The organism is Collinsella tanakaei YIT 12063 (genome assembly GCF_000225705.1).
GTDB lineage: Bacteria > Actinomycetota > Coriobacteriia > Coriobacteriales > Coriobacteriaceae > Collinsella > Collinsella tanakaei.
Window position 1 is genome coordinate 291496 of the sequence record NZ_JH126467.1, and the last position, 23164, is coordinate 314659.

The 23164-nt window shown below is 56.1% G+C and carries 20 protein-coding genes; 18 read left to right on the forward strand and 2 right to left on the reverse strand.

Annotated features, from left to right (window positions below):
- The first annotated feature begins 18 nt into the window (after positions 1 to 18).
- The 18 genes from recO (at position 19) to hflX (ending at position 21617) form a co-directional block, all read left to right on the forward strand.
- Positions 19 to 771 carry a DNA repair protein RecO gene (gene recO / locus HMPREF9452_RS01435; protein WP_040362095.1) on the forward strand — a complete coding sequence of 251 codons (753 nt, stop codon included), beginning with the start codon at positions 19 to 21 and terminating at the stop codon, positions 769 to 771.
- Between the two features lie 149 nt (positions 772 to 920).
- Complete coding sequence (gene rpsO / locus HMPREF9452_RS01440) at positions 921 to 1199, forward strand: 30S ribosomal protein S15 (protein ID WP_009140310.1); 279 nt, start codon at positions 921 to 923, stop codon at positions 1197 to 1199.
- Positions 1200 to 1336: 137 nt separating this feature from the next.
- Positions 1337 to 3580: a polyribonucleotide nucleotidyltransferase gene (locus tag HMPREF9452_RS01445; RefSeq protein WP_009140311.1), complete on the forward strand. Its 2244-nt coding sequence runs from the start codon at positions 1337 to 1339 to the stop codon at positions 3578 to 3580.
- 268 nt (positions 3581 to 3848) lie between these two features.
- Entirely contained in the window at positions 3849 to 5525 is a 1677-nt protein-coding gene (locus HMPREF9452_RS01450; protein WP_009140312.1) for a ribonuclease J, read from the forward strand.
- A 1-nt stretch (position 5526) separates the two neighbouring features.
- Entirely contained in the window at positions 5527 to 8313 is a 2787-nt protein-coding gene (locus HMPREF9452_RS01455) for an FtsK/SpoIIIE family DNA translocase (RefSeq protein ID WP_009140313.1), read from the forward strand.
- Complete coding sequence (locus HMPREF9452_RS01460) at positions 8313 to 9713, forward strand: helix-turn-helix domain-containing protein (RefSeq protein ID WP_009140314.1); 1401 nt, start codon at positions 8313 to 8315, stop codon at positions 9711 to 9713. The genes HMPREF9452_RS01455 and HMPREF9452_RS01460 overlap by 1 nt, the downstream gene beginning before the upstream one ends.
- 38 nt (positions 9714 to 9751) lie before the next feature.
- Positions 9752 to 10249, forward strand: a complete 498-nt coding sequence (locus HMPREF9452_RS01465) for a YajQ family cyclic di-GMP-binding protein (RefSeq protein WP_009140315.1) — start codon at positions 9752 to 9754, stop codon at positions 10247 to 10249.
- A 9-nt stretch (positions 10250 to 10258) separates the two neighbouring features.
- On the forward strand, positions 10259 to 11599 hold the full coding sequence (gene rimO / locus HMPREF9452_RS01470; RefSeq protein WP_009140316.1) for a 30S ribosomal protein S12 methylthiotransferase RimO: 1341 nt from the start codon (positions 10259 to 10261) through the stop codon (positions 11597 to 11599).
- A gap of 2 nt (positions 11600 to 11601) precedes the next feature.
- The gene (pgsA, locus tag HMPREF9452_RS01475) at positions 11602 to 12213 is read left to right on the forward strand and encodes a CDP-diacylglycerol--glycerol-3-phosphate 3-phosphatidyltransferase (protein ID WP_009140317.1); all 612 of its coding nucleotides are present in this window, start codon (positions 11602 to 11604) and stop codon (positions 12211 to 12213) included.
- A gap of 3 nt (positions 12214 to 12216) precedes the next feature.
- Positions 12217 to 12714 (forward strand): CinA family protein, encoded by a 498-nt coding sequence (locus HMPREF9452_RS01480; protein WP_009140318.1) that lies wholly within the window; start codon positions 12217 to 12219, stop codon positions 12712 to 12714.
- Between the two features lie 206 nt (positions 12715 to 12920).
- Positions 12921 to 14003 carry a recombinase RecA gene (gene recA / locus HMPREF9452_RS01485; RefSeq protein WP_009140319.1) on the forward strand — a complete coding sequence of 361 codons (1083 nt, stop codon included), beginning with the start codon at positions 12921 to 12923 and terminating at the stop codon, positions 14001 to 14003.
- Positions 14004 to 14046: 43 nt separating this feature from the next.
- Positions 14047 to 14715, forward strand: a complete 669-nt coding sequence (locus HMPREF9452_RS01490) for a regulatory protein RecX (RefSeq protein WP_009140320.1) — start codon at positions 14047 to 14049, stop codon at positions 14713 to 14715.
- Positions 14716 to 15009: 294 nt separating this feature from the next.
- Positions 15010 to 16560: a ribonuclease Y gene (gene rny, locus HMPREF9452_RS01495; RefSeq protein WP_009140321.1), complete on the forward strand. Its 1551-nt coding sequence runs from the start codon at positions 15010 to 15012 to the stop codon at positions 16558 to 16560.
- 1 nt (position 16561) lies between these two features.
- Positions 16562 to 17650 (forward strand): ATP-binding protein, encoded by a 1089-nt coding sequence (locus HMPREF9452_RS01500; protein ID WP_009140322.1) that lies wholly within the window; start codon positions 16562 to 16564, stop codon positions 17648 to 17650.
- Positions 17651 to 17728: 78 nt separating this feature from the next.
- On the forward strand, positions 17729 to 18049 hold the full coding sequence (locus HMPREF9452_RS01505) for a stage V sporulation protein S (RefSeq protein ID WP_009140323.1): 321 nt from the start codon (positions 17729 to 17731) through the stop codon (positions 18047 to 18049).
- A 2-nt stretch (positions 18050 to 18051) separates the two neighbouring features.
- Positions 18052 to 19410, forward strand: a complete 1359-nt coding sequence (miaB, locus tag HMPREF9452_RS01510) for a tRNA (N6-isopentenyl adenosine(37)-C2)-methylthiotransferase MiaB (protein ID WP_009140324.1) — start codon at positions 18052 to 18054, stop codon at positions 19408 to 19410.
- Positions 19407 to 20327: a tRNA (adenosine(37)-N6)-dimethylallyltransferase MiaA gene (gene miaA, locus HMPREF9452_RS01515; RefSeq protein WP_009140325.1), complete on the forward strand. Its 921-nt coding sequence runs from the start codon at positions 19407 to 19409 to the stop codon at positions 20325 to 20327. The genes miaB and miaA overlap by 4 nt, the downstream gene beginning before the upstream one ends.
- Complete coding sequence (gene hflX / locus HMPREF9452_RS01520) at positions 20328 to 21617, forward strand: GTPase HflX (protein ID WP_040362097.1); 1290 nt, start codon at positions 20328 to 20330, stop codon at positions 21615 to 21617. It begins immediately after the preceding gene.
- A 14-nt stretch (positions 21618 to 21631) separates the two neighbouring features.
- Here hflX and HMPREF9452_RS01525 read toward each other — a convergent pair whose 3' ends face one another.
- Positions 21632 to 22372 (reverse strand): heparan-alpha-glucosaminide N-acetyltransferase, encoded by a 741-nt coding sequence (locus tag HMPREF9452_RS01525; RefSeq protein ID WP_009140327.1) that lies wholly within the window; start codon positions 22370 to 22372, stop codon positions 21632 to 21634.
- Positions 22373 to 23011, reverse strand: a complete 639-nt coding sequence (gene lexA, locus HMPREF9452_RS01530) for a transcriptional repressor LexA (protein WP_009140328.1) — start codon at positions 23009 to 23011, stop codon at positions 22373 to 22375.
- Between the last annotated feature and the right edge of the window lie 153 nt (positions 23012 to 23164).

Consider the following 23164-nt stretch of genomic DNA (forward strand, 5'->3'; position numbering starts at 1 on the left):
CAGGGGCGCGTGCGCGGTATGGCGGGCTCGAGAACTTATAGAACCTGCGCCATCGTTTTGGATAAGACCAAGCTCAAGGAGACCGATCTTATCCTTACGCTGCTAGCGCGAGATGGACGCGAGATCAGGGCGGTTGCGAAAGGCGCGAGAAAGCCGGGAAGCCGCCTGGCTGCTCGTTGCGAGTTGTTCTGCACGGTCGACCTGCTGCTTGCTAAGGGGCGGTCGCTCGACGTGGTCTCGCAGGCAGACCTTGTGGGAGCCCCGCTGGGCGCCGCCCCCACATATGAGGCCATGCAGCGCGCCTCTGTTATCGCGGAGGTGGCCTCGCTATGTTGTTTTGAGGATGCCACGGATCCCTTCGTCTTCAGCATCAGTGCGAAAGCTCTTCGTGTTTTGGGCTCTTTACAGGGTGATTGTCCGCATATGGACCTTTTGGTCGCCGCGTACGTTTTCAAGCTTTTGAGCCACGTTGGTTATCGCCCGGATTTATCGTCCTGCGTTGCCTGCGGGGATCCGGCGTTGGCGTTTTTCTCCGCCTCCGCTGGAGGCCTTCTATGTTCCTCGTGCGCGTCCAGCGTCGCGGGGGCCGAGGCGGTGGATGCGGAGGCCGTTAACTGGCTGAGGGCGTTGCTGCCGCTCACCTTTGACGAGCTGGTGCTTCAGCATGTCGATACGGGTACGTCCAACCTATTGCTCGCCCTGTCCCATGCCTGGGCCGCCACCCATCTTGATGCGAGGCTGCGGGCGATGGAGTTCCTACTGGGCAGATAGGGTGTCTTGTGTTCATCCTGCGTTGATGCGTTGGTTGTGGTACTATATCGAGCTGTTGGTACCCCGACCTTGGATGCGCGCTTTCACCGGCGGCTTCCCAGTACGGGGCGAATAGAGTCCTTATAGACCATAGAAGAAAGGTGATCAACATGACGATCTCCAAGGAGCGCAAGGCCGAGCTCACCGCTCAGTTCGGCAAGAACGCACAGGACACCGGTAACTCCAAGGTCCAGGTCGCCATCCTGACCGAGCGCATCCGCGAGCTCACCGAGCACATGAAGTCTCACCAGAAGGACTTCCACACCCGCCGCGGCCTGCTCATGCTCGTTGGTAAGCGTCGTCGTCTTCTTTCCTACATCAAGAAGAACGACATCAACGAGTACCGTGAGCTTATCGCTCAGCTCGGTATCCGCGACAACATCCAGTAATATGGCATTTGGGAGCGCTACGGCGCTCCTTCTTGTGTGAGGGCACCGCGACCGCGGCCCCGACACCCGTCCGAAACGGTTTTTCGGACATGAAGACGCCCGTGCGCAATGTGGCGTACGGAGATGAAAGAGGAAAAATGACTCTCGTATCCAAGACCTTCGAACTCTACGGCAAGACCTACACGCTTGAGTCCGGCGAGCTCGCCAAGCAGGCTACCGGCTCCGTGCTGGTGAAGCAGGGCGACACCACCGCCAACGTGACCGTCGTCGTTTCCAAGGAGCGTAAAAACTACGACTTCTTCCCCCTGACGGTCGACTTCATCGAGAAGATGTATGCCGTGGGCCGCATCCCCGGCGGATATCTCAAGCGCGAAGGTCGTCCCAGCGACAAGGCCACTCTTACCGCCCGCATGATCGACCGCCCCATCCGCCCCAGCTTCCCCGACGGTTTCCGTAACGAGGTTCACGTCGTCGCTACCTCTCTCGTTGCCGATCAGGTGAATCCCATCGATGTCATCTGCACCATGGGCGCCTCGCTTGCCATGACCTTGGGCGGCGTTCCGTTCGAGGGCCCGCTGGCTTGCGTCCGCATCGGTCGCGATCGCGAGACCGGCGAGTTTATCGTCAATCCCACCTACGAGGAGCGCGACAACTCCGATCTGGACCTGGAACTCGCGGGCACTCGCGACTTCATCTCCATGGTCGAGGCCGGCGCGGATGAGATCTCCGAAGAGGACATGCTCGCCGCCATGCAGTTTGGCCAGGAGGCCATCGGCGCCTTCTGCGATGCCCAGCTCGACTTCGTTGAGGAGTGGGAGCGCGTCAACGGCGAGATCATGGTGAAGGAGTATCCGCTCGATCAGCCCAACGAGGAAGTCCACGATCGCATCTTCGCTCACTACGACGAGATGTCCGCCGCTCTTCGCGACGCCGACAAGCTCTCTCGCATCGGCAAGGTCGAGGCTCTGAAGGAAGCCATCAAGGCCGAATTCAGCGAGGACGAGCAGCTGCTGTGGGAGCGCGAGATCCCCGTCAACCTCAAGAAGCTCGAGAAGCAGGCAATGCGCACCATGGTTGTCGAGACCGGTGAGCGCGTCGACGGTCGTGCTGCCGACGAGATCCGCCCCATCATGGTGAAAGACAACTACCTGCCCCTGGTTCATGGCTCCGGCCTGTTCCAGCGCGGTCAGACCCAGGTACTCTCCGTGCTTTCCCTGGGCATGCTCAACGAGGGGCAGCGTCTCGATACCATCGAGCCCGTCGAGGGCAAGCGCTACATGCACCAGTACAACTTCCCGCCCTACTGCACTGGAGAAGTTGGCCGCATGGGCTCTCCTAAGCGTCGCGAAATCGGCCACGGCAACCTTGCCGAGCGCGCGCTCCTTCCCATGCTTCCCTCTGAGGACGAGTTCCCCTACGCCATCCGCGTGGTTTCCGAGGTTATGGAGTCCAATGGTTCCTCGTCCATGGCTTCCACCTGCGCGAGCACCTTGGCGCTTATGGACGGCGGCGTACCCATTAAGCGCCCCGTTTCCGGCATCGCCATGGGCCTGATCCAGGAGGAGGGCAAGACCGTTGTCCTGTCCGATATCCAGGGCCTTGAGGACTTCCTGGGCGACATGGACTTCAAGGTTACCGGTACCGAGCGCGGCATCACCGCCCTGCAGATGGACAACAAGGCCACGGGCCTTACGTTCGATATCCTTCGCACCGCTCTCGAGCAGGCAAAGGTTGGACGTGCCTTCATCCTGGACAAGATGCTTCAGGTCATTCCGCAGACCCGACCCGAGACCCGCCCCTCCGCTCCGCGCATCGTCTCCATCTCCGTTCCGGTCGACAAGATTCGCGACGTCATCGGCACCGGCGGAAAGGTTATCCGCGGTATCCAGGACGAGACCGGTGCTTCCGTGGACATCCAGGAAGACGGTACCGTTTACGTCGGCGGCACCGGCGAGTCCGTCGAGCAGGCCGTCGAGCGCATCCAGCTTATCATCAAGGTTCCCGAGCCGGGCGAGGAGTATACCGGTCGCGTCGTTTCCATCCAGCCCTTCGGCGCCTTCGTTTCCCTGCTTCCCGGTAAGGACGGTTTGCTTCACATCTCCCGCGTCGCCCAGGGTCGCGTCGATAAGGTCGAAGACGTCCTCAACGTAGGCGACGAGGTCAAGGTGCGTGTTCTCGAGGTCGATGAACGCGGCAAGATCTCCCTCGACCGCATCGATAAGCCCGAGGCTCCCGCCGGATCTGGTAACGGCGGTGGAGAGGGCGAGCGTCGCGAGCGCTCCGATCGTCCCCGTCGCAACCGCTCTGAGCGCTCCGATCGTCCCCGTCGCGCACCCGGCGATAATGGTGGCCGCACCCCGCGCCGCCATCATGAGGGTTAATCCTCGATTGCCAAATCGTTCGACTGACAGCTTGCTTTAAGTACGTGGCCCCGTTGGTTTCGGCGGGGCCATTTTTTTTCTACTTTTGCATTGGGTGATTTCAATTGTTTATTCGGTAGGGAAGAGTTATGGTGAATCGCTGCAGTCTTTTCCCTGCTATCATTTAAAAACCTGTGTTTGGGTAGAGATAATATCCATATGAATTGATGCGGCGATTGTTCGCCGTGCATATATCTGTACGACTATCTGAAAGGATTGCATTCCGTTTATGGCAACAACTAAAGGTAAAACCGCGCCGCTGAAGGTCATCCCTCTCGGTGGCCTTGATGGCATTGGCAAGAACATGACCGTTATCGAGTGCGGTCCCGATATGATGCTGGTCGATGCTGGCCTTATGTTTCCGGATGACTCCCAGCCCGGTATCGATTTGGTGCTTCCGGATTACACGTACGTGCTCGAGAACGAGGACAAGCTTCGCGGCATTATTATCACGCATGGTCATGAAGACCATACCGGTGCTCTTCCGTACCTGCTGCAGGACCTCAACAACAAGGTACCCATCTTCTCCAGCAAGCTCACTTTAGGCTTTATCGAGGGCAAGCTTTCCGAATTCCGCATTCGCGCACCCAAGTTCCGTGAGGTAAAGGGTGGTAGCCATGTAAATCTGGGCTGCCTTTCCGTTGACTTCTTTTCCATGACGCACTCTATCCCCGGAGCGCTCGGCATCTTTGTCAAGTCTCCGCAGGGTACCGTTATGCATACAGGAGACTTCAAGCTCGATCAGACTCCTATCGACGGCGTCACCCCTGACTATGCCGCGATCACCCGGTTTGGCAAGTCCGGCGTCGACCTTCTTTTGTCGGACTCCACTAATGCCACCGTCCCTGGCTTCACCAAGTCCGAGGCCGAAGTCGGTCACTCGCTGTACGATGCCATCAAGAACGCCGAGGGCCGCGTTTTTGTCGCGTCCTTCTCCAGTCACATCCATCGTCTTCAGCAGATCTGCGATGCTGCTAAGGCATGTGGCCGTAAAATCGTAGTCACTGGTCGCTCAATGCTCACCAATACGCGCGTTGCGCGCGAGCTTGGCTACCTTAAGATCGATGAAAACGATCTGGTCGATGCTTACGAGCTCAACGGCATTCCCGAGAACAAGGTTGTCGTCATGTGCACCGGCTCACAGGGCGAGCCCCTCTCCGCGCTTTCCCGTATGGCCAACGGTGAGCATAAGACGCTTTCGATTCACGATGGCGATACCGTCATTATCTCCGCCACTCCCGTTCCCGGCAACGAGAAGGCCGTTCAGCAGGTTGTCAACAGCCTTGCTAAGCTTGGTTGCGACGTGTATGACAAACATCGCTGCCTGGTTCATGTGTCCGGTCACGGCAGCCAAGAGGAGCTCAAGCTCATGCTCGCCATGGCTCGCCCCACCTACTTCATGCCCGTTCACGGCGAGGCGGTCCATCTGCGCGCCCACGCAAAGCTGGGTGAAAAGATGGGCATTCCACGTGACAATATCTTTGTCATCGACAACGGTGATTCCCTTGAGATGCGCGCCGGTAAGGTCAAGCGCGGCCGAGCCGTCGAGAGCGGCGTGGTCTACGTTGACGGCCTTCGCATCGGTGATACCGACCCCATCGTTTTGCGCGACCGTCAAAAGCTCGCCAACGACGGCATGGTGACCGTCGTAGCCACCATGTCGACCAAGCGCAAGAAAATCGAGGCTATCGAGGTGTCCGGTCGCGGCGTTTCGTTCACCATCGATGATGAGTTCACTTCCGATGCCTCCGACTCGATCATGAAGATGATCGAGAAGGGTTCCTTCAACTTTACCAGCAGCGGTACGGACGCTCTTCGCAAGGCCGTCCGCGATTCGCTTTCCAACTTTATTTGGAACCGTACGCATACTCGACCCATGATCATCCCGGTCGTCATGGAGGTCTAGCGTGGCTAGAAGCGGGGGACAGGCCAAAAAGGGGACTGCGACGACTAAGTCAGATCAATCTAAAAAGGCGCGGAGTGCTTCGGCGGCTCCGCGCCCCTTGCGCGCTAACGCTAAGCATGAAGAGGAGCTGTATCAGGACGTCCCTCCTTTGATGGGGGAGTCCGTTAATCGCGATATCGCAGGGGTCGTGCTCGCCGTTATCGCCGTCGCCTCTATGATCGCGGTGGTTGCCCCTGCTTCTGCACCGGTTACCAGCGCGGTCTCTTCCTTCTATCATCTCGGGTTCGGCTTGGGAGCATATGTGCTGCCCGTCGCGATGCTCGCGGTGGCCGCGTTGCTGTTCTTGCGCGACCGCGCTCCTGTCAACGCTCGAACCACCGTCGGCATAGCCGTTATTTTTGTTTTCATCTGCAGCGCGCTGTCTTTGATGGTCCCCAACACCGAGCTTTCCACCGTTGCCATGTTCGAGCCCCATAACCTCGCTTCTAGCGGTGGCTATCTGGGCGCTTTCGTAGCGTCCGCTTTGCAAAATGCGCTTGGTAAGTCCATTGCAATGGTGCTTTGTGTAGGCGGCGTCATCCTCGGCATGGTCATCATCGGCTTCTCTGTGAGCCAGTTTGTGCAGGGCGCCGCAGCTCGTGCAGCGCAGATTGCACAGAAGCGCAAAGTCGATCTTAACGATAATCCTTGGGGCGAAGCCGTTCCCGCCGCCGCTCTCCAGCACCGCCGGGAAGCGCCTGTTGCCGCAGCCGGCAAGCAGCAGTCGCTCTTCGATGACATCCCTGAGCCCGAGACCACGTTTTTGGGCAACCGCGAGACCACCGTTCTTCCTCGTCCAGATGATGATGAGGACGATGGTGATCCCTTTGTCGATGTGAAGGACGAGTATGAGGGCGAGAGCGCTAAGACCACGCTTATTCCCGTTAAAGAGCGCTTTGCTAAGGCAGTAACCGCTGCCGCTTCCAAACCTAAGCGCGGCAAGGCCCTGGACGTCATCGCGGACGCAACGGATTCGCTCGAGGCAACCTCTGCAGCCGAGCCCGCTATGGATACGCCGCCCTGGATCGCCGCAAATGACGCTGCGTCTGTCGAGAAGCGACCGCTTCCGGATTTCCTGCAGTCCTCGCCCGCCCGTGCCCAGCAGACTTCCGCCGATCGCGATGCCGATGCGTATGCCGATGAGCACGCCCAGGCGTCGTCGCAGCAGGGGAGAGCCAAGGCAGAGCCTAGGCCCGAAGATATCAAGGTGAAGCCCGCGAGCGGTGTCGACGATTCTGATGATGAGCGCCAGCTGCCGCCCTCGTCCATGCTTAAGCACAGCCCCAAGGCCGCTGCCTCCTCATATTCCGAAAAAGAGCTTGAGCAGACGGCTGCGGCTCTTCAGTCCACCCTGCAGGAGTTTGGCCTTCACTCGCGCGTGGTTGGATGGATCTCCGGCCCCACGGTCACCACCTTTAAGGTGCAGCCCGGCGAGGGCGAGCGCGTGAGCCGTATCTCCAACCTTGAAGACGATATCGCCCTGTCGCTTGCTACCGATTCGGTGCGTATCTTCGCCCCCATTCCGGGGACGTCGCTGGTTGGTATCGAGATTCCCAATAGAAGCAGGCAAAACGTTTCCTTTGGCGACATTTTGCCCTACGTCAAGGGCGGTCCTTTGGAGTTCGCCCTTGGTCGCGATGCCGAGGGTACGCCCATGGTCGCGGACCTGGCCAAGATGCCGCACCTGCTTATTGCCGGCACCACCGGTTCGGGTAAGTCCGTGGTCATCAGCTCCATCCTTATGTCGCTGCTCATGAGGACGTTCCCCGAAGACGTGCGCCTGATCATGATCGATCCCAAGCGCGTCGAGTTCGCACCCTATGACGGGCTGCCGCACCTGTACGTGCCCGTGGTGACCGAGCCTAAGCAGGCCGCGAGCGCGCTGCAGTGGGCGGTTTCCGAGATGGAGCGTCGCCTTAAGATCTTCGAGCGCATTGGCGTTCGTAAGATCGCGACCTTCAACGAGAAGCAGGCCGCCGGCGAATTCGACCATTACGACAACCCTCCAACCAAGATGCCCTATCTGGTCATCGTTATCGACGAGCTCTCCGACCTCATGATGGTCGCGGGCAAGGACGTCGAGGCCTCCATCGTCCGAATCGCGCAGCTTGGTCGCGCCGGCGGTATCCATATGATCGTGGCTACGCAGCGTCCTTCCTCTAACGTTGTTACCGGTCTCATCAAGGCGAATATCACCAACCGCATTGGCCTTACGGTCGCTACCGGTATCGACTCGCGCGTCATTTTGGACCAAACGGGTGCCGAGAAGCTCCTGGGCCAGGGTGATATGCTTTTTAGCCGCGTCGATTGGGGCAAGCCCAAGCGCATCCAGGGTTGTTATGTTTCTGACGAGGAGATCGTCGACGTCGTGGGCTTTGTTAAGGAGCAAAGCGCCGCCGACTACCATGAGGAGATCTTGTCCGCCGTCACGCCGGCTCTTGTTGGAGGGGCTGGCGCTGGGCCCGCCGGCATGGGTTCGTCCGAGCCTTCTGAGGACGATCCCTTGCTGTGGGATGCCGCGCGCATAGTTGTTGATTCCCAGCTTGGTTCCACGTCCGGCCTGCAGCGCCGCCTTAAGGTGGGTTATGCTCGTGCTGGTCGTATTATGGATATGCTCGAGGAAAAAGGTGTTGTGGGACCGCCCGACGGCTCTAAGCCGCGTGAGGTCCTGCTCGACGCAGAGGGTCTTGCCGAGCTGGAAGCCGTAGAGGCGCAGCTCGCTGCCGAAGATGAGTTTGGAGGGTTCTGATGTCCGCCCGATTTGGAGAGATGCTGCTCACTCGCCGTCGCGAGCGCGGTATGTCTATCCAGCAGGTATCGAACGCTATAAAGATCCGTCCCCAGATTATCGAGTACTTCGAGACCGGTAACTTTGCCTCCATGCCGCCGCGCGGCTATGCGCAGGGCATGATTTCGAGCTACGCGCGTTTTTTGGGGTTGAACCCTCGCACCGTTGTCGACGCGTATTTCGACGAGCTTCATACGTATGAGCGCGTCAACAATACCGGAGCCGGCAGGTTCCAGGATTCCGTTGCCGAGGCAAGTCCGCACAACGTGAATCCTGAGGGCCGCTTCCTCATGGTCAACGGACCCGTGCCCAACTCTCGGTATGGGCAGAGGCCTCCCCAGGCGGGCTACGTTTCCGAATCGGTGTCTCCGCATGAGCCCATGTCTACCAGCACTCTTCGGTACGGGCAGGCAAACCGCGGCGGCAGGCAGCGCGCGTTGCCGCAAGGTGGTGGATACGGTCCTTCCGGTCAGTCTCGCTATGGGCAGGGCCCGCGTCCTGCTCGCGGCGACCAGTTTCCGTCCCGCGGCGGCCGTTCTACGGATTCCCGCTACAGGGGGTCGGCGCCCTCTGCAGGCAGACCTCGTCCCCAAGGTTCCATGCAAAACGGTTATCGCTCCGCTTCCGGGCGCCCCGGCCAGCAGAACCCCGGTCGATACCAGCAGTCGCGCGGTAGGTCCTCTCAGCCTCCCTCGCCGTTTTCCGATAATAGGGTCCTTATGCTGCTGGGTGCAGCCGTAATCATCATCTTGCTGCTTTTGCTCCTGCTGTTCTTCAGGGGTTGTGCGCCTTCGTCTGACGCGTCCGCTCAGGGCAGTACGCAGACCTCGCAGTCTCAATCCTCCACATCTTCTTCCAATAAGGATGATGATTTGGACGATGACTCTGCTGACGATGGAAGCGATGACGCCGCGACTACCTCCTCGCAGGATGGCTCATCTACCGCTGCTTCCAACACGACCAGCCAGCAGAACGAGCCTACTGAGACCAAGGTTAAGATCAGCATCGCCAAGGGCAAGACGTCTTGGCTCGAGATCAAGCTTGATGGCAAGTCTGTCTACGGCGATACCGTTGTTGGGCCTTTTGAGCAAGAATATACGGTCACGCAGTCGATGGAGATCACCGTCGATAAGCCCGCCGACGTCACCATCACCAAGAATGGTGAGAAGGTGCGCTATGACAGCAAGAGCGCAGGCGTCGCGCGCGTTACCATCACTGCTCCCCAGACCGACTCCACACAGGACGGTACGGACGCCGATGGCACCGCGCAGGATGCGGACGGCACGCAAGATGCAACCCAGGCGGCGACGGATCAAAATACCGCTACCGGCCAGCAAACCACCCAATCAAACGGCGACTAGGGCGTTTCGATTGGTTCTACGTACGAAAGGAGCCCAACATGGCTAAAGATTCAAGCTTTGATGTAGTGTCTCAGGTCGATATGCAGGAGGTCGACAACGCCTACCAGCAGACCGCGCGCGAACTCACGCAGCGCTACGACCTTAAGGATTCCGGCGCCACCATCGATCTGTCTAAAACGGACAAGACGTTCACCATCAGCGCCCCTGCGGATTTTGTCTCGAGGCAGATCATCGACGTTCTCAATAGCAAGCTCATCAAGCGCGGCGTTGACATCAAGTCCGTCAAGTGGGATGCCCCCCAGGCCGCTTCCGGCGGCACCGTGCGCGTGATCGGCCGCATTATCGAGGGCATCGACCAGCCCACCGCTAAGAAGATCAACAAGGACGTCAAAGACATCAAGCTTAAAGTCAAGGTCACCATCGAGGCCGACAAGCTTCGCGTGAGCTCTGCTTCCAAGGACGCGCTGCAGCAGGTTATCGGCTTTTTGCGCGACCAGGATTACGGTCAGCCCCTTCAGTTCACCAACTATCGATAAGGCATCAGCATGGCTAAAGGTTCTCTACTCTACATCACGCTTGGTTGCGCCAAGAACGAGGTCGATACCGACCGCATGAGGGCGCTGCTTGACGCCGCGGATTACCAGGAAGTCGATTCCGCACAAGACGCCGACGCCGTCATCATCAACACGTGCTCGTTCCTTGCCTCCGCAACCTCGGAGAGCATCGAGACTACGCTCGCTTTGGCCGAGGAGGTCAAGGAGGGTGTTCGCGCTGCGCGCATCATCATGTGCGGTTGCGTGCCCTCTCGTTACGGCGACCAGCTGCCTCAGGAGCTGCCCGAGGTCTCCGCGTTTGTCCGTGCGGATGAAGAGGACGGTATCGTTGCGGTTGTGGACGAGTTGCTGGGCGTTGAGCGCGATATGCCCTCCTTTATTCCCAACATCAAGCGCACCGTCGAGGGCTCCGTCGCTTATGTGAAGATCTCTGATGGATGCGACCGTTTTTGCAGCTTCTGCGCTATTCCGTATATCCGCGGTAGGTATCACTCTCGCCCTGCCGACCGCATCATCGCGGAGGCGCGCGAGCTTGTCGCCGGCGGCGTTAAGGAAATCGTCCTTATTGGCCAGGATACCGGTATCTGGGGTAAGGATTTCAAGGACCAGGTCGATGGTCCCGCAAACCTCGCCCAGCTCCTTGTTGCGCTGGCTGAGGAGCTGCGTCCCCAGCACGTATGGATCCGCGTTCTCTATCTTCAGCCGGAAGGTATGTCCGGCGAGCTTATCGCGGCGATTCGCGACACGCCCGAAGTGCTTCCCTATATCGATATCCCGGTTCAGCACTGCAACGAGCGCGTCTTGAAGTCCATGCATCGCAGTGGCTCCGAGCAGCAGCTCGACGAGTTGTTCGCTCGCCTGCGTTCCGAGATTCCGGGCATGGTCATTCGCACTACCAGCCTTGTAGGGTTCCCCGGCGAAACCGACGAGGAAGCGGAGCAGATGCTCGCGTTCATGGATCGCAACTCCTTTGATTACACCAGCGTGTTCGCTTACTCTCGCGAAGAAGGTACCAGGGCCGCCGAGATGGACGATCAGGTGGACGAGGACGTCAAGCTCGAGCGCGCCCAGAAGGCCCTGGACCTTGCCGAGGCCCTGGGCTTCGCCGCTACCGCCTCGCATGTGGGAGAGACCGCCGAGGTCATCATCGATGGTATAGAGGAGAACGACGGTTTCTCCGAGTTCATCGGTCACGCTTGGTTCCAGGCTCCCGACAGCGACGGCGCTGTCCACCTTGATATCGAAGAGGCCTGCATTGGCGACATCGTAACGGTCGAGTTCACCGACAGCTTCTGCTATGAGCTGGTCGGTCATGTTGTTGAAAGCGAATAGTAATGGCATCCCAGCATAAAGAACTGCAAAGCATTTGGACTCCGGCGAACATCGTCACCTGCGTTCGCATCCTGTTTATCCCTGTGTATATGGCTTTTGCCCTCGGCGCCTTTACCATTGTGGGCATCTCCTATGAGTTCCAGGCGATCGCGGCATTCGTGATCTACATGGTGCTGAGCTTGACCGATAAGGTCGATGGGCATTTGGCTCGTTCTCGTGGCGAGATTACCGATTTTGGAAAATTCCTCGATCCCATCGCCGATAAGCTGCTCGTCTTTTCCGCGCTTCTTATCTTTATCGAACAAGGGGTGCTCGCTTCCTGGATCGTATTCATCATCCTCTTCCGCGAATTTCTGGTCAGCGCTCTTCGCATGGTCGCCAGCGCTAACGGCGAGGTGATCGCTGCAGATAAACTGGGCAAGTGGAAGACCGCGGTTACCATGGTTGCCATCTGCGGATACTTGCTTGTTGATGTTATAGCGCTGTATTCCGTTGATGCAGCATCCATTCTGCTGACCGTATGCCATGTTTTCATGGCTGCCGCCGTTGTGCTCACGGTGGTTTCCGGTGCGCAGTACTTTTGGAACTGCCGCAAGATTGTGTTTAGGGTGTAGTGCATGGAGCTTGAACAAGATATTTACGCGCTTTGCCAAAAGTTGGTCGAGACGTGCGCGGCTAAGGGCTTGACCGTATCTACGGCGGAGTCTTGCACCGCAGGTCTGGTCGCTGCTCACATCGCCGATGTTTCCGGGGCATCCGCTTGTCTCAAAGGCGGCGCCGTTACATATTGCGATGAGGCGAAGCAAGCGCTTCTAGGGGTCTCGCCTTCAACCTTGCATTCTTTTACCGCGGTGTCTCGACAGACCGCTTTGGAGATGGCAACCGGTTCTCGCCAGGTATATGCTTCGGATATAGCGGTTAGCACCACTGGGTACGCAGGTCCCGGCGGTGGCACCGAAGAAGATCCGGCGGGCACGGTTTACATCGGCATCGCCTCCAAGCGCGGCCATCAGGCTTGGTGCTGCTCATTTGCCGGTGACAGGCAGCAGGTCCGTCTCGAGGCGGTCCGATTCGCGCTCGATCAGCTTCTATGCGAATCCATGGAGCTTTCGTGATGTAAACCCTCTACAGCGTCGCATGTTACGACTTGAATGGGCTGTTTTACGTGCGGCGCTTAGATTTAACCGTTTTTCGAGACTCCTTTTTGCAATTAACGATAACGATTCTGTACAGATGCTCCTGCTTAGCATAAAGATATTTTCTTGCAACGAACAGCTGTTCGTAGTAGGATTATCAAGGAAATCATTCGTTAGGAGTCAAGATGGCAAAGAGCACAGGCCCTGCCCGTCAAATTCACGAGCGCACTACCGGCGCCGAGCGCGATAAGATGATCGAGGCGACCACTAAGGAAATCGAAAAGAAGTTTGGAACCGGCTCGATCATGAAATTCGGCGATGGCGGACCGGAGCTGGAGGTTGAAGCCATCCCTACGGGAGCGCTCGCCCTCGATGCCGCTCTTGGTATCGGTGGAGTGCCGCGCGGACGTATCATCGAGATCTACGGTCCTGAATCCTCTGGTAAAACCACGCTCTCCCTTGAGATTCTCGCTGAAGCGCAGGCGATGGGCGGCGTTGTCGCCTTCATCGACGCCGAGCACGCGCTCGACCCCACGTATGCCGCTCGCATCGGCGTCGACATCGATGAGGTCCTTATCTCCCAGCCGGATACGGGTGAGCAGGCGCTTGAAATCTGCGACATGCTCGTTCGCTCGGGCGCTATCGACGTGATCGTTATCGACTCCGTAGCAGCGCTTGTTCCTCGCGCTGAAATCGAAGGTGAAATCGGCGATAGCTCCGTGGGTCTTCAGGCACGCCTTATGAGCCAGGCGCTGCGCAAGCTCGCCGGTTCCCTCGCAAAATCAAAGACTACTTGCATCTTCATCAACCAGCTTCGCGAGAAGATCGGCGTCATGTTCGGTAACCCCGAGACAACGACCGGCGGCCGCGCGCTCAAGTTCTTCTCTTCCGTCCGCATCGATATCAGGCGTATCGACAGCATCAAAAACGGCGCCGATATCATCGGCAACAGGGTTCGCTGCAAGGTTGTCAAGAACAAGGTTGCGGCTCCGTTTAAAACTGCTGAATTCGACATCATGTACGGCACGGGTATATCTAAAGAGGGCTCTATTCTCGACATGGGCGTTGAGTACGATATCGTAACCAAGTCGGGCTCTTGGTACACCTACGAACAAGAGCGCTTGGGGCAGGGTAGGGAGGCTGCGAAGGAGTGTCTTCGCACCAACCCTGATCTACGGGATGAGATCGAGCACCGCGTACGCGTTGCGTGCGGACTTGATTTTGAAGACGACCCCGTTGGCGAGGTCGTGGATCAGACCACGGCGTAATGTCGCCCGCTTGCATAGTTTTCCATCCTAAGTGAGGCTCCCCTTGAGCGATATCGCTTCGGCCGCCGTCTTCTTTCCGGAGAAGGCGGCGGTTTACCAATCATCCTTTCAGCAGGTCAAGCCTACCTCCCGCCTCGTCCTAACCCTTATGGATGGGTCTGAGAGGACTTTTCGCGTCCCCATGCGGGTGGGGCGAATTCTTCAAGCCGACCTCGATGCGCTGCCCCAGTCCGCCTCCGAGGCTGTCGATTACATCGATTCCCTTCAGAGGCGAGTCGCATTCTCCTATTTGGTAGACGTGCTTTCCAGACGTGACCACTCTACAAAGGAGATCCAGGACAAGCTTAAAGGCCAAGGCTTTTCGCCGTCTTCTATTGAAAGCGCCGTCGAGAAGGCCCGGCAATCCCGGTACCTCGATGATGCGAGGTTTGCCAGCTACTTTGTGGATGAGCGGGTGCGGCGTGGATGGGGAAGGATTAAGATCGAGCAAGAGCTGCAAAGAAGGGGCGTGGATCCCGCCGAGATACCCGGGTATCCGGAAGAGTTTTTTGATGAACAGAGCGATGTAGAGAGAGCCGCGGCCCTCTTGGCGCGAAAGTCCATACCCGAGAACAAACCGTTTGAAAAGCTTGTAAGGCATCTTATGTCTAAGGGCTTTTCGTATTCAATAGCGCGAGACGCCGTTCAGCAGCGACTTTGTCGGGATTCCTGATCTTTGCAGTCCGTGATTCTTTAGTTTTGCCTGCTATTCATTTCATTTTGGTTTTTCGTCCAGCTCATTCACCGAAGTCTTTACCGTCTGCCCATGCTTCATTGACATACGTATATTATCAACGTACGATGATTAGGTCATTTGTTATGTGATATGCGCTCATCTAGGATGAGATTGATATATTTCTCATATTCATTTTCATGCGGTGGACTCAATCCATGCAAATGTCCCGCGCGCGGTCATTGGCCTCGTGCAGTTTGATGCATTCAAAATTCTAAAAAGGAGCGTACAAGCATGGAGATTGGCATTGGCATTGTCTGCCTTCTTATAGGAGCAGGTATCGCCGTGCTCGTCATGCGCAACGCCAAGACCGGTAGCATTCGCGAGGCTGAAAATAAGATTCAGTCTGCACATGCAGAGGCTGAGCAGGTCATGGGTGATGCGCGTCGAGCGGCTGAGACGTTGAAGAAAGAGGCTCTTCTCGAGGCGAAGGAAGAGATCATCCAGAATAAGCAGGCAGCAGAGGCCGAGGAGAAGCTTCGCAAGAAGGAACTTCGCGTCCTTGAGAATCGCGTTATGCAGCGCGAGGAATCCCTGGATCGCCGCAACGAGGCACTCGATAAACGCGATCATCAGCTTTCCAGCCAGCAGGGCCAGATTGAGAAGAAGTCTCGTGAGTTGAACGAACTGTATGAGAAGCAGACCGATGAGCTTGAGCGAATCGCTGAACTCACTCGCGAGGACGCCCATAGGGAGCTTCTCGACAAGGTTCGCGGCGAGGTCACCCATGAGGCGGCAACGATCATCCGCGATAGCGAGCAGAAGGTTAAGGCCGAGTGCCATAAGACCGCTCAGGAGATCATCTCTCTTGCCATCCAGCGCTGCGCTGCCGACCATACCGCTGAGGTCACCGTCACCTCGGTGCATATTCCGTCCGATGATCTTAAGGGCAGGATCATCGGTCGCGAGGGCCGCAATATCCGCACCTTCGAGCAGGTTTCCGGTGTGAACCTGGTTATCGACGACACCCCTGAAACGGTTGTTCTCTCCAGCTTCGATCCGGTTCGTCGTGAGACGGCTCGCGTCGCTCTCGAGAACCTTATCGCAGACGGTCGCATCCATCCTGCGCGCATCGAGGAGATGTATCAGAAAGCTGCCGATTTGGTTCAGCAGCGCGTTCGCGAAGCGGGCGAGCAGGCATGCTTCGATACCGGCATTCACGATCTTCATCCTGAGATTGTCAAGACCCTTGGCGCCCTTCGCTACCGTACCTCGTTTGGCCAGAACGTTCTTCAGCACTCTATCGAGGTGTCTGAGCTCTGCGCAATCATGGCTTCCGAGCTTGGTGTGGACGTTCGCGTGGCCAAGCGCGCAGGCCTGCTGCATGATCTCGGCAAGGCAATCGATCATGACGTAGAGGGTCCCCACGCCGTTATCGGCGCCGATCTCGCTCGCCGCTACGGCGAGAAGCCCGTTATTGTCCACGCGATCGAGGCTCATCACGGCGATGTCGACCCCAACACCGTTCTTGCCGTGCTTGTTCAGGCTGCAGATGCAATTTCCGCGTCGCGTCCCGGTGCTCGCCGCGAGTCTGCCGAGAACTACATCAAGCGCCTTGAGAAGCTTGAGGAGATCGCCAACTCCCACGACGGCGTCGAGAGGACATATGCTATGCAGGCTGGTCGCGAGGTCCATGTCATGGTGCAGCCTGATAAGATTTCCGATGCTGAATCGACCGTTCTGGCTCACAACATCGCTCAGCAGATCGAGGAAGAGATGGAGTATCCCGGCCAGGTTCGCGTCGTCGTGATCCGCGAGAGCCGCGCTGTGGATATCGCTAAGTAACATGAGCGACTCTAACGACCTCATCGCTTTCATCGCCTCCATGTCCGGAGAAGGCAATCTTCGTGTTGAAGAGAACCTAGGCGACGGCTACGTAAAGCTTCGAGTTTCCGAAGCTGAGCGCCGTCAAGCTAAGCACGACATTCAAAGTGTCGAGGATATCGTTATCGAGATGCTCAGAAACGCTCGTGACGCTGGAGCCGATCGGGTCTATATCGCAACATCGAAAGAGGAGGGTGTTCGCACTCTCCTCTTCCTTGACAACGGTTCCGGTGTCCCGATGGGCATGAGGGAGCGCATATTCGACGCCCGCGTCACCTCCAAGCTCGAGACCATGAAGATGGACAAGTGGGGCGTTCACGGTCGCGGTATGGCCCTGTTCTCCATTAAGCAGAATGCTCAATCCGCAGAGGTCCTCACGTCCGGTCCGGGTCTCGGATCCGTTTTTCGCGTTATAGTCGATTGCTCCTCGCTTAAAGAGCGAGTCGACCAATCGACTTGGCCCCAGGCTGAAAAGAACGATGAGGGCGTCTTCGTTTGCACGCGCGGGCCTCACAATATCGTTCGTACCGCCTGCGAGTTCGCTTTGGAAGAGCTTCGTGGTTGCGATGTGTTCTTGGGAACGCCTACAGAGATCGCCTCTACGCTCTATAACCAGGCTCGCCGCGAGTTGGATGCTTCAAGCCTTTTATTTATGGACGATGAATCGGGCCTTCCGGTGATATCTCGCCTAGGCTTTGCCGCTGATGCGTCAGATTTCATCCAAATTGCTTCCACTTTGGGCATCGAGATTTCCGAGAGGACGGCTCATCGCATTCTTGCGGGGTCTATCGCACCGTTGAGAAGCGTATCCGCTCGTCTTTTAAGGGAGCGAACCACGCCTAGCGAGAGGTTGATGCGTCAAGTTGATCTTGAACGCGATCGCAGGGGGCTAAAGATTTCCAAGGATGATATCGCCAGCTTTTCTCGGGCCGTGGAGAAGGACTTTAACGACCTTGCTTCACGGTATTACATCAACCTCTTGGGTGAACCAAAGGTGCGAGTCCTCAAGGATAAGATCACGGTTACCTTTGACCTTGGTAAAGAAGAGTAAACGGTTTTCCAGGTCGCTCGCTTGCGGTATACTTAAAATAATATGCATAAACGCACCACACACGCTGGAGAAACATAGATGGAATTCCTCAAGGTATCGAGCAAGTCTTCACCTGCTTCCGTGGCGGGTGCCATCGCCGGTATGGTTAAAGACGGTGTGCCCGTCAATATGCAGTGCGTTGGCGCCGGTGCCGTCAACCAAGCGATCAAGGCGGTAGCCATAGCTCGCGGCTTCCTTATTCCTACGGGATTCGATATCTCCTGCGCCCCCATCTTCTCCGACATTCTCATTAACGGTGAATCGCGCACGGCTATCAGGCTTTCTGTGTACGTTCACCATCTCTCTATTCAAAGCTCGGACGCTGCCGAGCTGCTTAAAGATTTTCAAGAGGTCTGCTAAGAATGAACTCCTCTATCCTTTCAGGTAAAACCTATTTCATCCGTACGTTCGGTTGCCAGATGAACCTTCATGATTCCGAGCGTGTGAGCGGCTTGCTCGACTCCCTTGGGTGCTTGGAGGTCGGCGAGCCCTCGGATGCCGATATCGTTATCTTTATGACGTGCTGCGTTCGCGAGGCGGCTGATACACGTTTGTACGGACAGTGCTCCTCCTGTAAGAGCCTGCCTAAGTCTCCTAGCGGTCGCCGCGTTATCGCAGTTGGCGGCTGCATCGCTCAGCGTGATGGCGAGGGACTTCTCACCAACCTCGACAACGTTGACGTTATCTTTGGCACCCATTCCATCGCTCACGTGGGCGAGCTTATCGCCCAGGCCTTCGAAGATGGCGACCATCACGTTAGGTGCGAGGAGATCGAAGATAAGGGGGCCACAAGCATGCCGTGGCATCGCGCCACCACGTTCCATTCTTGGGTCCCCATCATGACTGGTTGCAATAATTTCTGTAGCTACTGTATCGTTCCTTATGTTCGCGGCCGCGAAAAGAGCCGTCCGTTTGAGCAGATCGTTGACGAGGTCGCCGGACTTGTGCGCTCCGACGTTCGTGAAATCACGCTGCTCGGCCAAAACGTTAATTCCTATGGACGAGACATTTTTGGCAAGCCGCGCTTTGCCGACCTGCTCCGTGCAGTGGGAGAGACCGGCATTGAGCGTATACGCTTTACATCCTCTCATCCTAAAGATCTCTTGCCTGAGACCATTAATGCGATGGCCGATGTTCCCGCCGTTATGCCTCACCTTCATCTTGCGGTTCAGTCCGGTTCCACCCGTGTGCTTAAAGAGATGAATAGGCGCTATACGCGTGAGCAGTACATCGATCTTGTTCGCAGCATCCGTGAAAAGATACCTGGCATAGCACTGACCACCGATATTATCGTCGGCTTCCCTGGTGAAACTGAAGAGGACTTTTTGCAGACCCTTTCACTTGCTGAAGAGGTTCGCTACGCCCAGGCCTTTACGTTCATCTATTCTAAGCGCGAGGGCACGCCCGCTGCAATGATCGATGATCCCACGCCGCATGATGTCATTCTCGACCGTTTCAACCGTTTGGTCTCCGTTATCGAGACCACGGCACATGAATTCAACCAAGGGCAGCTGCATACCACGGTTCCTGCGCTCATCGAGGGCACGTCCAAGAAGGATGATTGCATGCTCCAAGGTAAAAGCCCTTGGAATCAAACCGTTCATGCTCCACTGCCCGAAGGCGCCGACATCGATTCCTACATCGGTAAGATCGTCGATGTCGATGTTGATGTTGCTAAAACCTGGTATCTTTCCGGCTCCTTGGTTGGCGGGCCTCGATGACAATCCCCGTTATCTCTATTACGGGTCCCACTGCGTCCGGTAAGAGTTCTCTTGCCGATGAGGTCGCCTCTCGACTGCATACAGATGTCATCTCTGCTGATGCTATGCAGGTCTATGTTGGCATGGATATCGGTACTGCAAAAACACCAGAGCCAGAGCGTAGGGTACCGCTCCGTCTCGTGGATATCGTTTCTCCTTCAGAGAGCTATTCTGCAGCCCTGTATCAGCATGATGCACGGGCGATAATTGACTCGCTCCTTTCTGCAGGCAAGCCGGCCATTCTCTGCGGTGGCACTGGTTTGTACCTTCGTGCTGCTTTGGACGAAATGGAATTTCCGAAAGGCGAGGTTGAGGGCGAGCGCCGCTCGCGGTATCAGCATATAGCTGAGGAGCTTGGCCCGGAAGGGCTTCACGCCCTGCTTCGTGAAAAGGATCCTGCTAGCGCCGATCAGATTCATCCCAATAATGTTCGACGGGTTGTCCGGGCGCTCGAAATGATCGATGAGGGTATTAGCTACGCCGATCAAAAGGCCGGATTCTCCACGCCCCGCGCTCACTATGATTACGTTAGCTTCGCTCTCACTATGGATAGAGATCGTCTGTATAAGAGAATCGATGATCGCGTTGATATCATGATGCATCAGGGCCTTCTTGATGAGGTAAAAGGTCTCGTCGCTTCTGGTGCCGCTGATGCGATCACAAGCAGGCAGGCCATTGGCTATAAGGAGATCATCGATTATCTCGAGGGGACCTGCTCGCTTGCAGATGCGGTCTCTTTAATCAAGCAGAGGTCAAGGCGATATGCAAAAAGGCAGCTGTCTTGGTGCAGGAAGGATGATAGGACCATTTGGTTGGATATGGACCAGCTGTCAACCAATCAAGCTGCTGATTTCATAATGGAGAAAACGGGGTACTAAATGGCAAAACCGGGCTTCATCTCTACGACTCCCGTCCCGGAGCGAGCCCTTCTCGTTGGCGTAGACTGGAGGGTCAACTCATGTCCTATCGATCGGTCTCTTGATGAGCTCGAGCGCCTTGCTCATACAGCAGGTGCTGAAGCTGTTGCAAGACTTACGCAGCGACTAGACAAGCCAATCCCCAAGTCATTTATTGGGTCTGGCAAGGTTGAGGAACTTGTTCGAATGGTTCACAGCCTTGATATAGATGTCGTCATCTTCGACGATGAACTTTCGCCATCTCAACAGTCTTACCTTGAAAAAGCCGTAGGCGAACCAGTGAAGATTATCGATCGCACCGCATTGATTCTCGATATATTCGGTTTACATGCGAAGACTCGCGAGGGTCGCCTTCAAGTTCAGCTTGCCCAGCTTCAATACCTTCTTCCAAGGCTTCGCGGTATGTGGAGCCATCTTGCAAAAGAGCAGACTCGTGGTGGAATCGGAAGTCGCTTCGGCCAGGGCGAAAGTCAGCTTGAAGTGGACAGGCGCTTGATCCGCAATAAAATCTCCGCGCTTCGAAAGCAATTAAGGCTCGTCGAGAAACGAAGGGGAGTGCAGTCTAAGGACCGACTGGAATCAAGTGCTTTCAGAGTAGCCCTAGCAGGTTATACCAATGCTGGAAAGTCGACTCTACTCAACCGCCTTACGGGCGCCGATGTTTTCACCCAGGATAAGCTGTTTGCAACCCTTGATCCTACAACTCGAGCGTATGCCCTTCCGGGCGGCAGGTTAATTACCGTCACCGATACGGTCGGTTTCATCCAGAAGCTTCCGCATGGGTTGGTTGAGGCTTTCAAATCGACGCTCTCAGAGGTTCTTAACGCCGATCTCATTCTCAAGGTTGTAGATATTTCAGATGATGACTGGATTCGTCAAATGGATGCAGTCGAGTCCGTTCTTTCTGAAATCGGTGCGGGCGATAAGTTATCTGTTACGGTCTTCAATAAAGTTGATCTTCTTGATCCCATTGAGCTTGGCATTCTCAAGTCCCGCTATTCCGATAGCATCTTTTTTTCCGCGCTTACTGGCGAGGGGATTGATTCGCTTACCTCTCGAATTGCCAACGAGGCATCCGCAAGTGACACCGTGCTCAGCGCCACGATTCCGTACAAGGAAGCTGCGCTGATTTCGTTGATTCGCGAGCAAGGTCAAGTTGTTCATGAGGAATTTCTAGGCGAGGGCGTGCGGCTGATTGCTCGCGTTCCCAGCCGTATCGCTCCTCGGATCGAACGCTATATTACCGAATAGCCCCTGCTATCTCACTAACCCAGTGTAGCTGTGAGCAAGGCTAGGACGATGGGCTGGTGGAGTAAGTAGACCAATAGGCTATGGCGTCCAATAATCGTTAACAGGTGGCAGTAATCCCTCTTCATCCAACTTGGATATATATAAGATTTCACGTCTCTAGACAGGTATGCGATCGCTGAAAACACGCCTGCGGCATAAAGGAAGAAGTAGGGGATTGGGGGATAGTAATCTCCGGAAGCAAATCCCGGTCCCGGAAAGCCCAGCCACGACAGCCCTGCAAACATATAGCTACCCCTGGGAACTCCATAGGTGATCGCGAATAATGACATGCAGATTGTTATGCCTATTAAAGGGTTGAGCCTCTTGAAGAATCTCGCACCCGCTCCATAGGCTAAGGTACAAAAAGCCATGCAATAGAGAATTCCGAAGGATACGGGTGTGTCAACACTTGCGACAGATGTAACGAGAAACACCACCAATGCGGCGATGGCATACATCGCACCCCTTTTAAGATTGTTCCGCGAGTGTTGGGTCATCCAGCCTGCAAGTATAAGGAATGTCCAGCTAATCGCAGCTCTCCAAATATCTTGAAATATGCTAGATGTAAACCAAGGCAAATCAATCCCATATAGATATGCCAAGTCGTATGTGGTATGGAAAGCGACCATGGAGATTATGGTCAGCCCGCGAATCGTATCGAAAAAAACGATTCTTTCCGCGGGCTTTTGCTGGTCGATGTCAGACTCGGTATTCATCTAGAACCTTCGCATCAAAGCTACAACCTTGCCAAGAATGGTGGGGCTCACAGCATAGATTGGCTCCATAGAATCGTTTTCAGGCTGCAGCCTCACCCTACCCGCTTCTTTGTAGAAGGTCTTAACGGTCGCCTCGCCATCGATCATAGCGACGACGATCTCCCCGTTCATGGCGTTGTGCTGTTCGCGAACAACTATATAATCCCCGTTGAAGATTCCCACGTTAATCATAGAGTCGCCGTGAACCTCAAGTATGAACGAACTTGAATCGGTTGCTATTTCAGTGGGTAGCGTGAACGTGTCTTCAACGTTCTGTTCGGCGAGAATTGGAATTCCGGCTGCTACGCGTCCAATGAGAGGCAGCGATATGGTCCCACGATTCGGAGTTTCAGTGACATTGGCAAGCTGGGCGTTGGTTCCGTCTTCATTAAATACTTCAAGAGCGCGCGGCTTTGTTTTATCACGGCGAATCAAGCCATGCTGTTCGAGGGCGCTGAGATGGGCGTGTACGGTTGAGGGCGAAGACAGGCCCACGGCGGCTGCCATCTCGCGAACGCTAGGGGGATACCCTTTTTCCAGCTGATACGAGCGGATGAAATCGTAGATCTGCTGCTGGCGCTTCGTAATCTTGCGTGCCATAAACACTCCCTTCATAGTGAAACATTTGTTCGTATTTATCTTGACAAGAACAACTGTTCGAAGATAATAATAAACGAACACTCGTTCTTGCGCTAGTCATTTTTGTCCAGACGAACATATATATCTTTAATCGTTAAATGAGCCGAAGGGAGA

Bases quoted from the DNA above. Each gene is read 5' to 3' on its own strand.
- rimO (WP_009140316.1), top strand. From the start codon at position 10,259: ATGGCTAAAGGTTCTCTACTCTACATCACGCTTGGTTGCGCCAAGAAC.
- miaA (WP_009140325.1), top strand. From the start codon at position 19,407: ATGACAATCCCCGTTATCTCTATTACGGGTCCCACTGCGTCCGGTAAG.
- HMPREF9452_RS01500 (WP_009140322.1), top strand. From the start codon at position 16,562: ATGAGCGACTCTAACGACCTCATCGCTTTCATCGCCTCCATGTCCGGA.
- hflX (WP_040362097.1), top strand. From the start codon at position 20,328: ATGGCAAAACCGGGCTTCATCTCTACGACTCCCGTCCCGGAGCGAGCC.
- rny (WP_009140321.1), top strand. From the start codon at position 15,010: ATGGAGATTGGCATTGGCATTGTCTGCCTTCTTATAGGAGCAGGTATC.
- HMPREF9452_RS01465 (WP_009140315.1), top strand. From the start codon at position 9,752: ATGGCTAAAGATTCAAGCTTTGATGTAGTGTCTCAGGTCGATATGCAG.
- miaB (WP_009140324.1), top strand. From the start codon at position 18,052: ATGAACTCCTCTATCCTTTCAGGTAAAACCTATTTCATCCGTACGTTC.
- HMPREF9452_RS01450 (WP_009140312.1), top strand. From the start codon at position 3,849: ATGGCAACAACTAAAGGTAAAACCGCGCCGCTGAAGGTCATCCCTCTC.
- HMPREF9452_RS01525 (WP_009140327.1), bottom strand. From the start codon at position 22,372: ATGAATACCGAGTCTGACATCGACCAGCAAAAGCCCGCGGAAAGAATC.
- HMPREF9452_RS01505 (WP_009140323.1), top strand. From the start codon at position 17,729: ATGGAATTCCTCAAGGTATCGAGCAAGTCTTCACCTGCTTCCGTGGCG.
- HMPREF9452_RS01460 (WP_009140314.1), top strand. From the start codon at position 8,313: ATGTCCGCCCGATTTGGAGAGATGCTGCTCACTCGCCGTCGCGAGCGC.
- recO (WP_040362095.1), top strand. From the start codon at position 19: ATGGCGGGCTCGAGAACTTATAGAACCTGCGCCATCGTTTTGGATAAG.
- lexA (WP_009140328.1), bottom strand. From the start codon at position 23,011: ATGGCACGCAAGATTACGAAGCGCCAGCAGCAGATCTACGATTTCATC.
- HMPREF9452_RS01480 (WP_009140318.1), top strand. From the start codon at position 12,217: ATGGAGCTTGAACAAGATATTTACGCGCTTTGCCAAAAGTTGGTCGAG.
- rpsO (WP_009140310.1), top strand. From the start codon at position 921: ATGACGATCTCCAAGGAGCGCAAGGCCGAGCTCACCGCTCAGTTCGGC.
- pgsA (WP_009140317.1), top strand. From the start codon at position 11,602: ATGGCATCCCAGCATAAAGAACTGCAAAGCATTTGGACTCCGGCGAAC.
- recA (WP_009140319.1), top strand. From the start codon at position 12,921: ATGGCAAAGAGCACAGGCCCTGCCCGTCAAATTCACGAGCGCACTACC.
- HMPREF9452_RS01445 (WP_009140311.1), top strand. From the start codon at position 1,337: ATGACTCTCGTATCCAAGACCTTCGAACTCTACGGCAAGACCTACACG.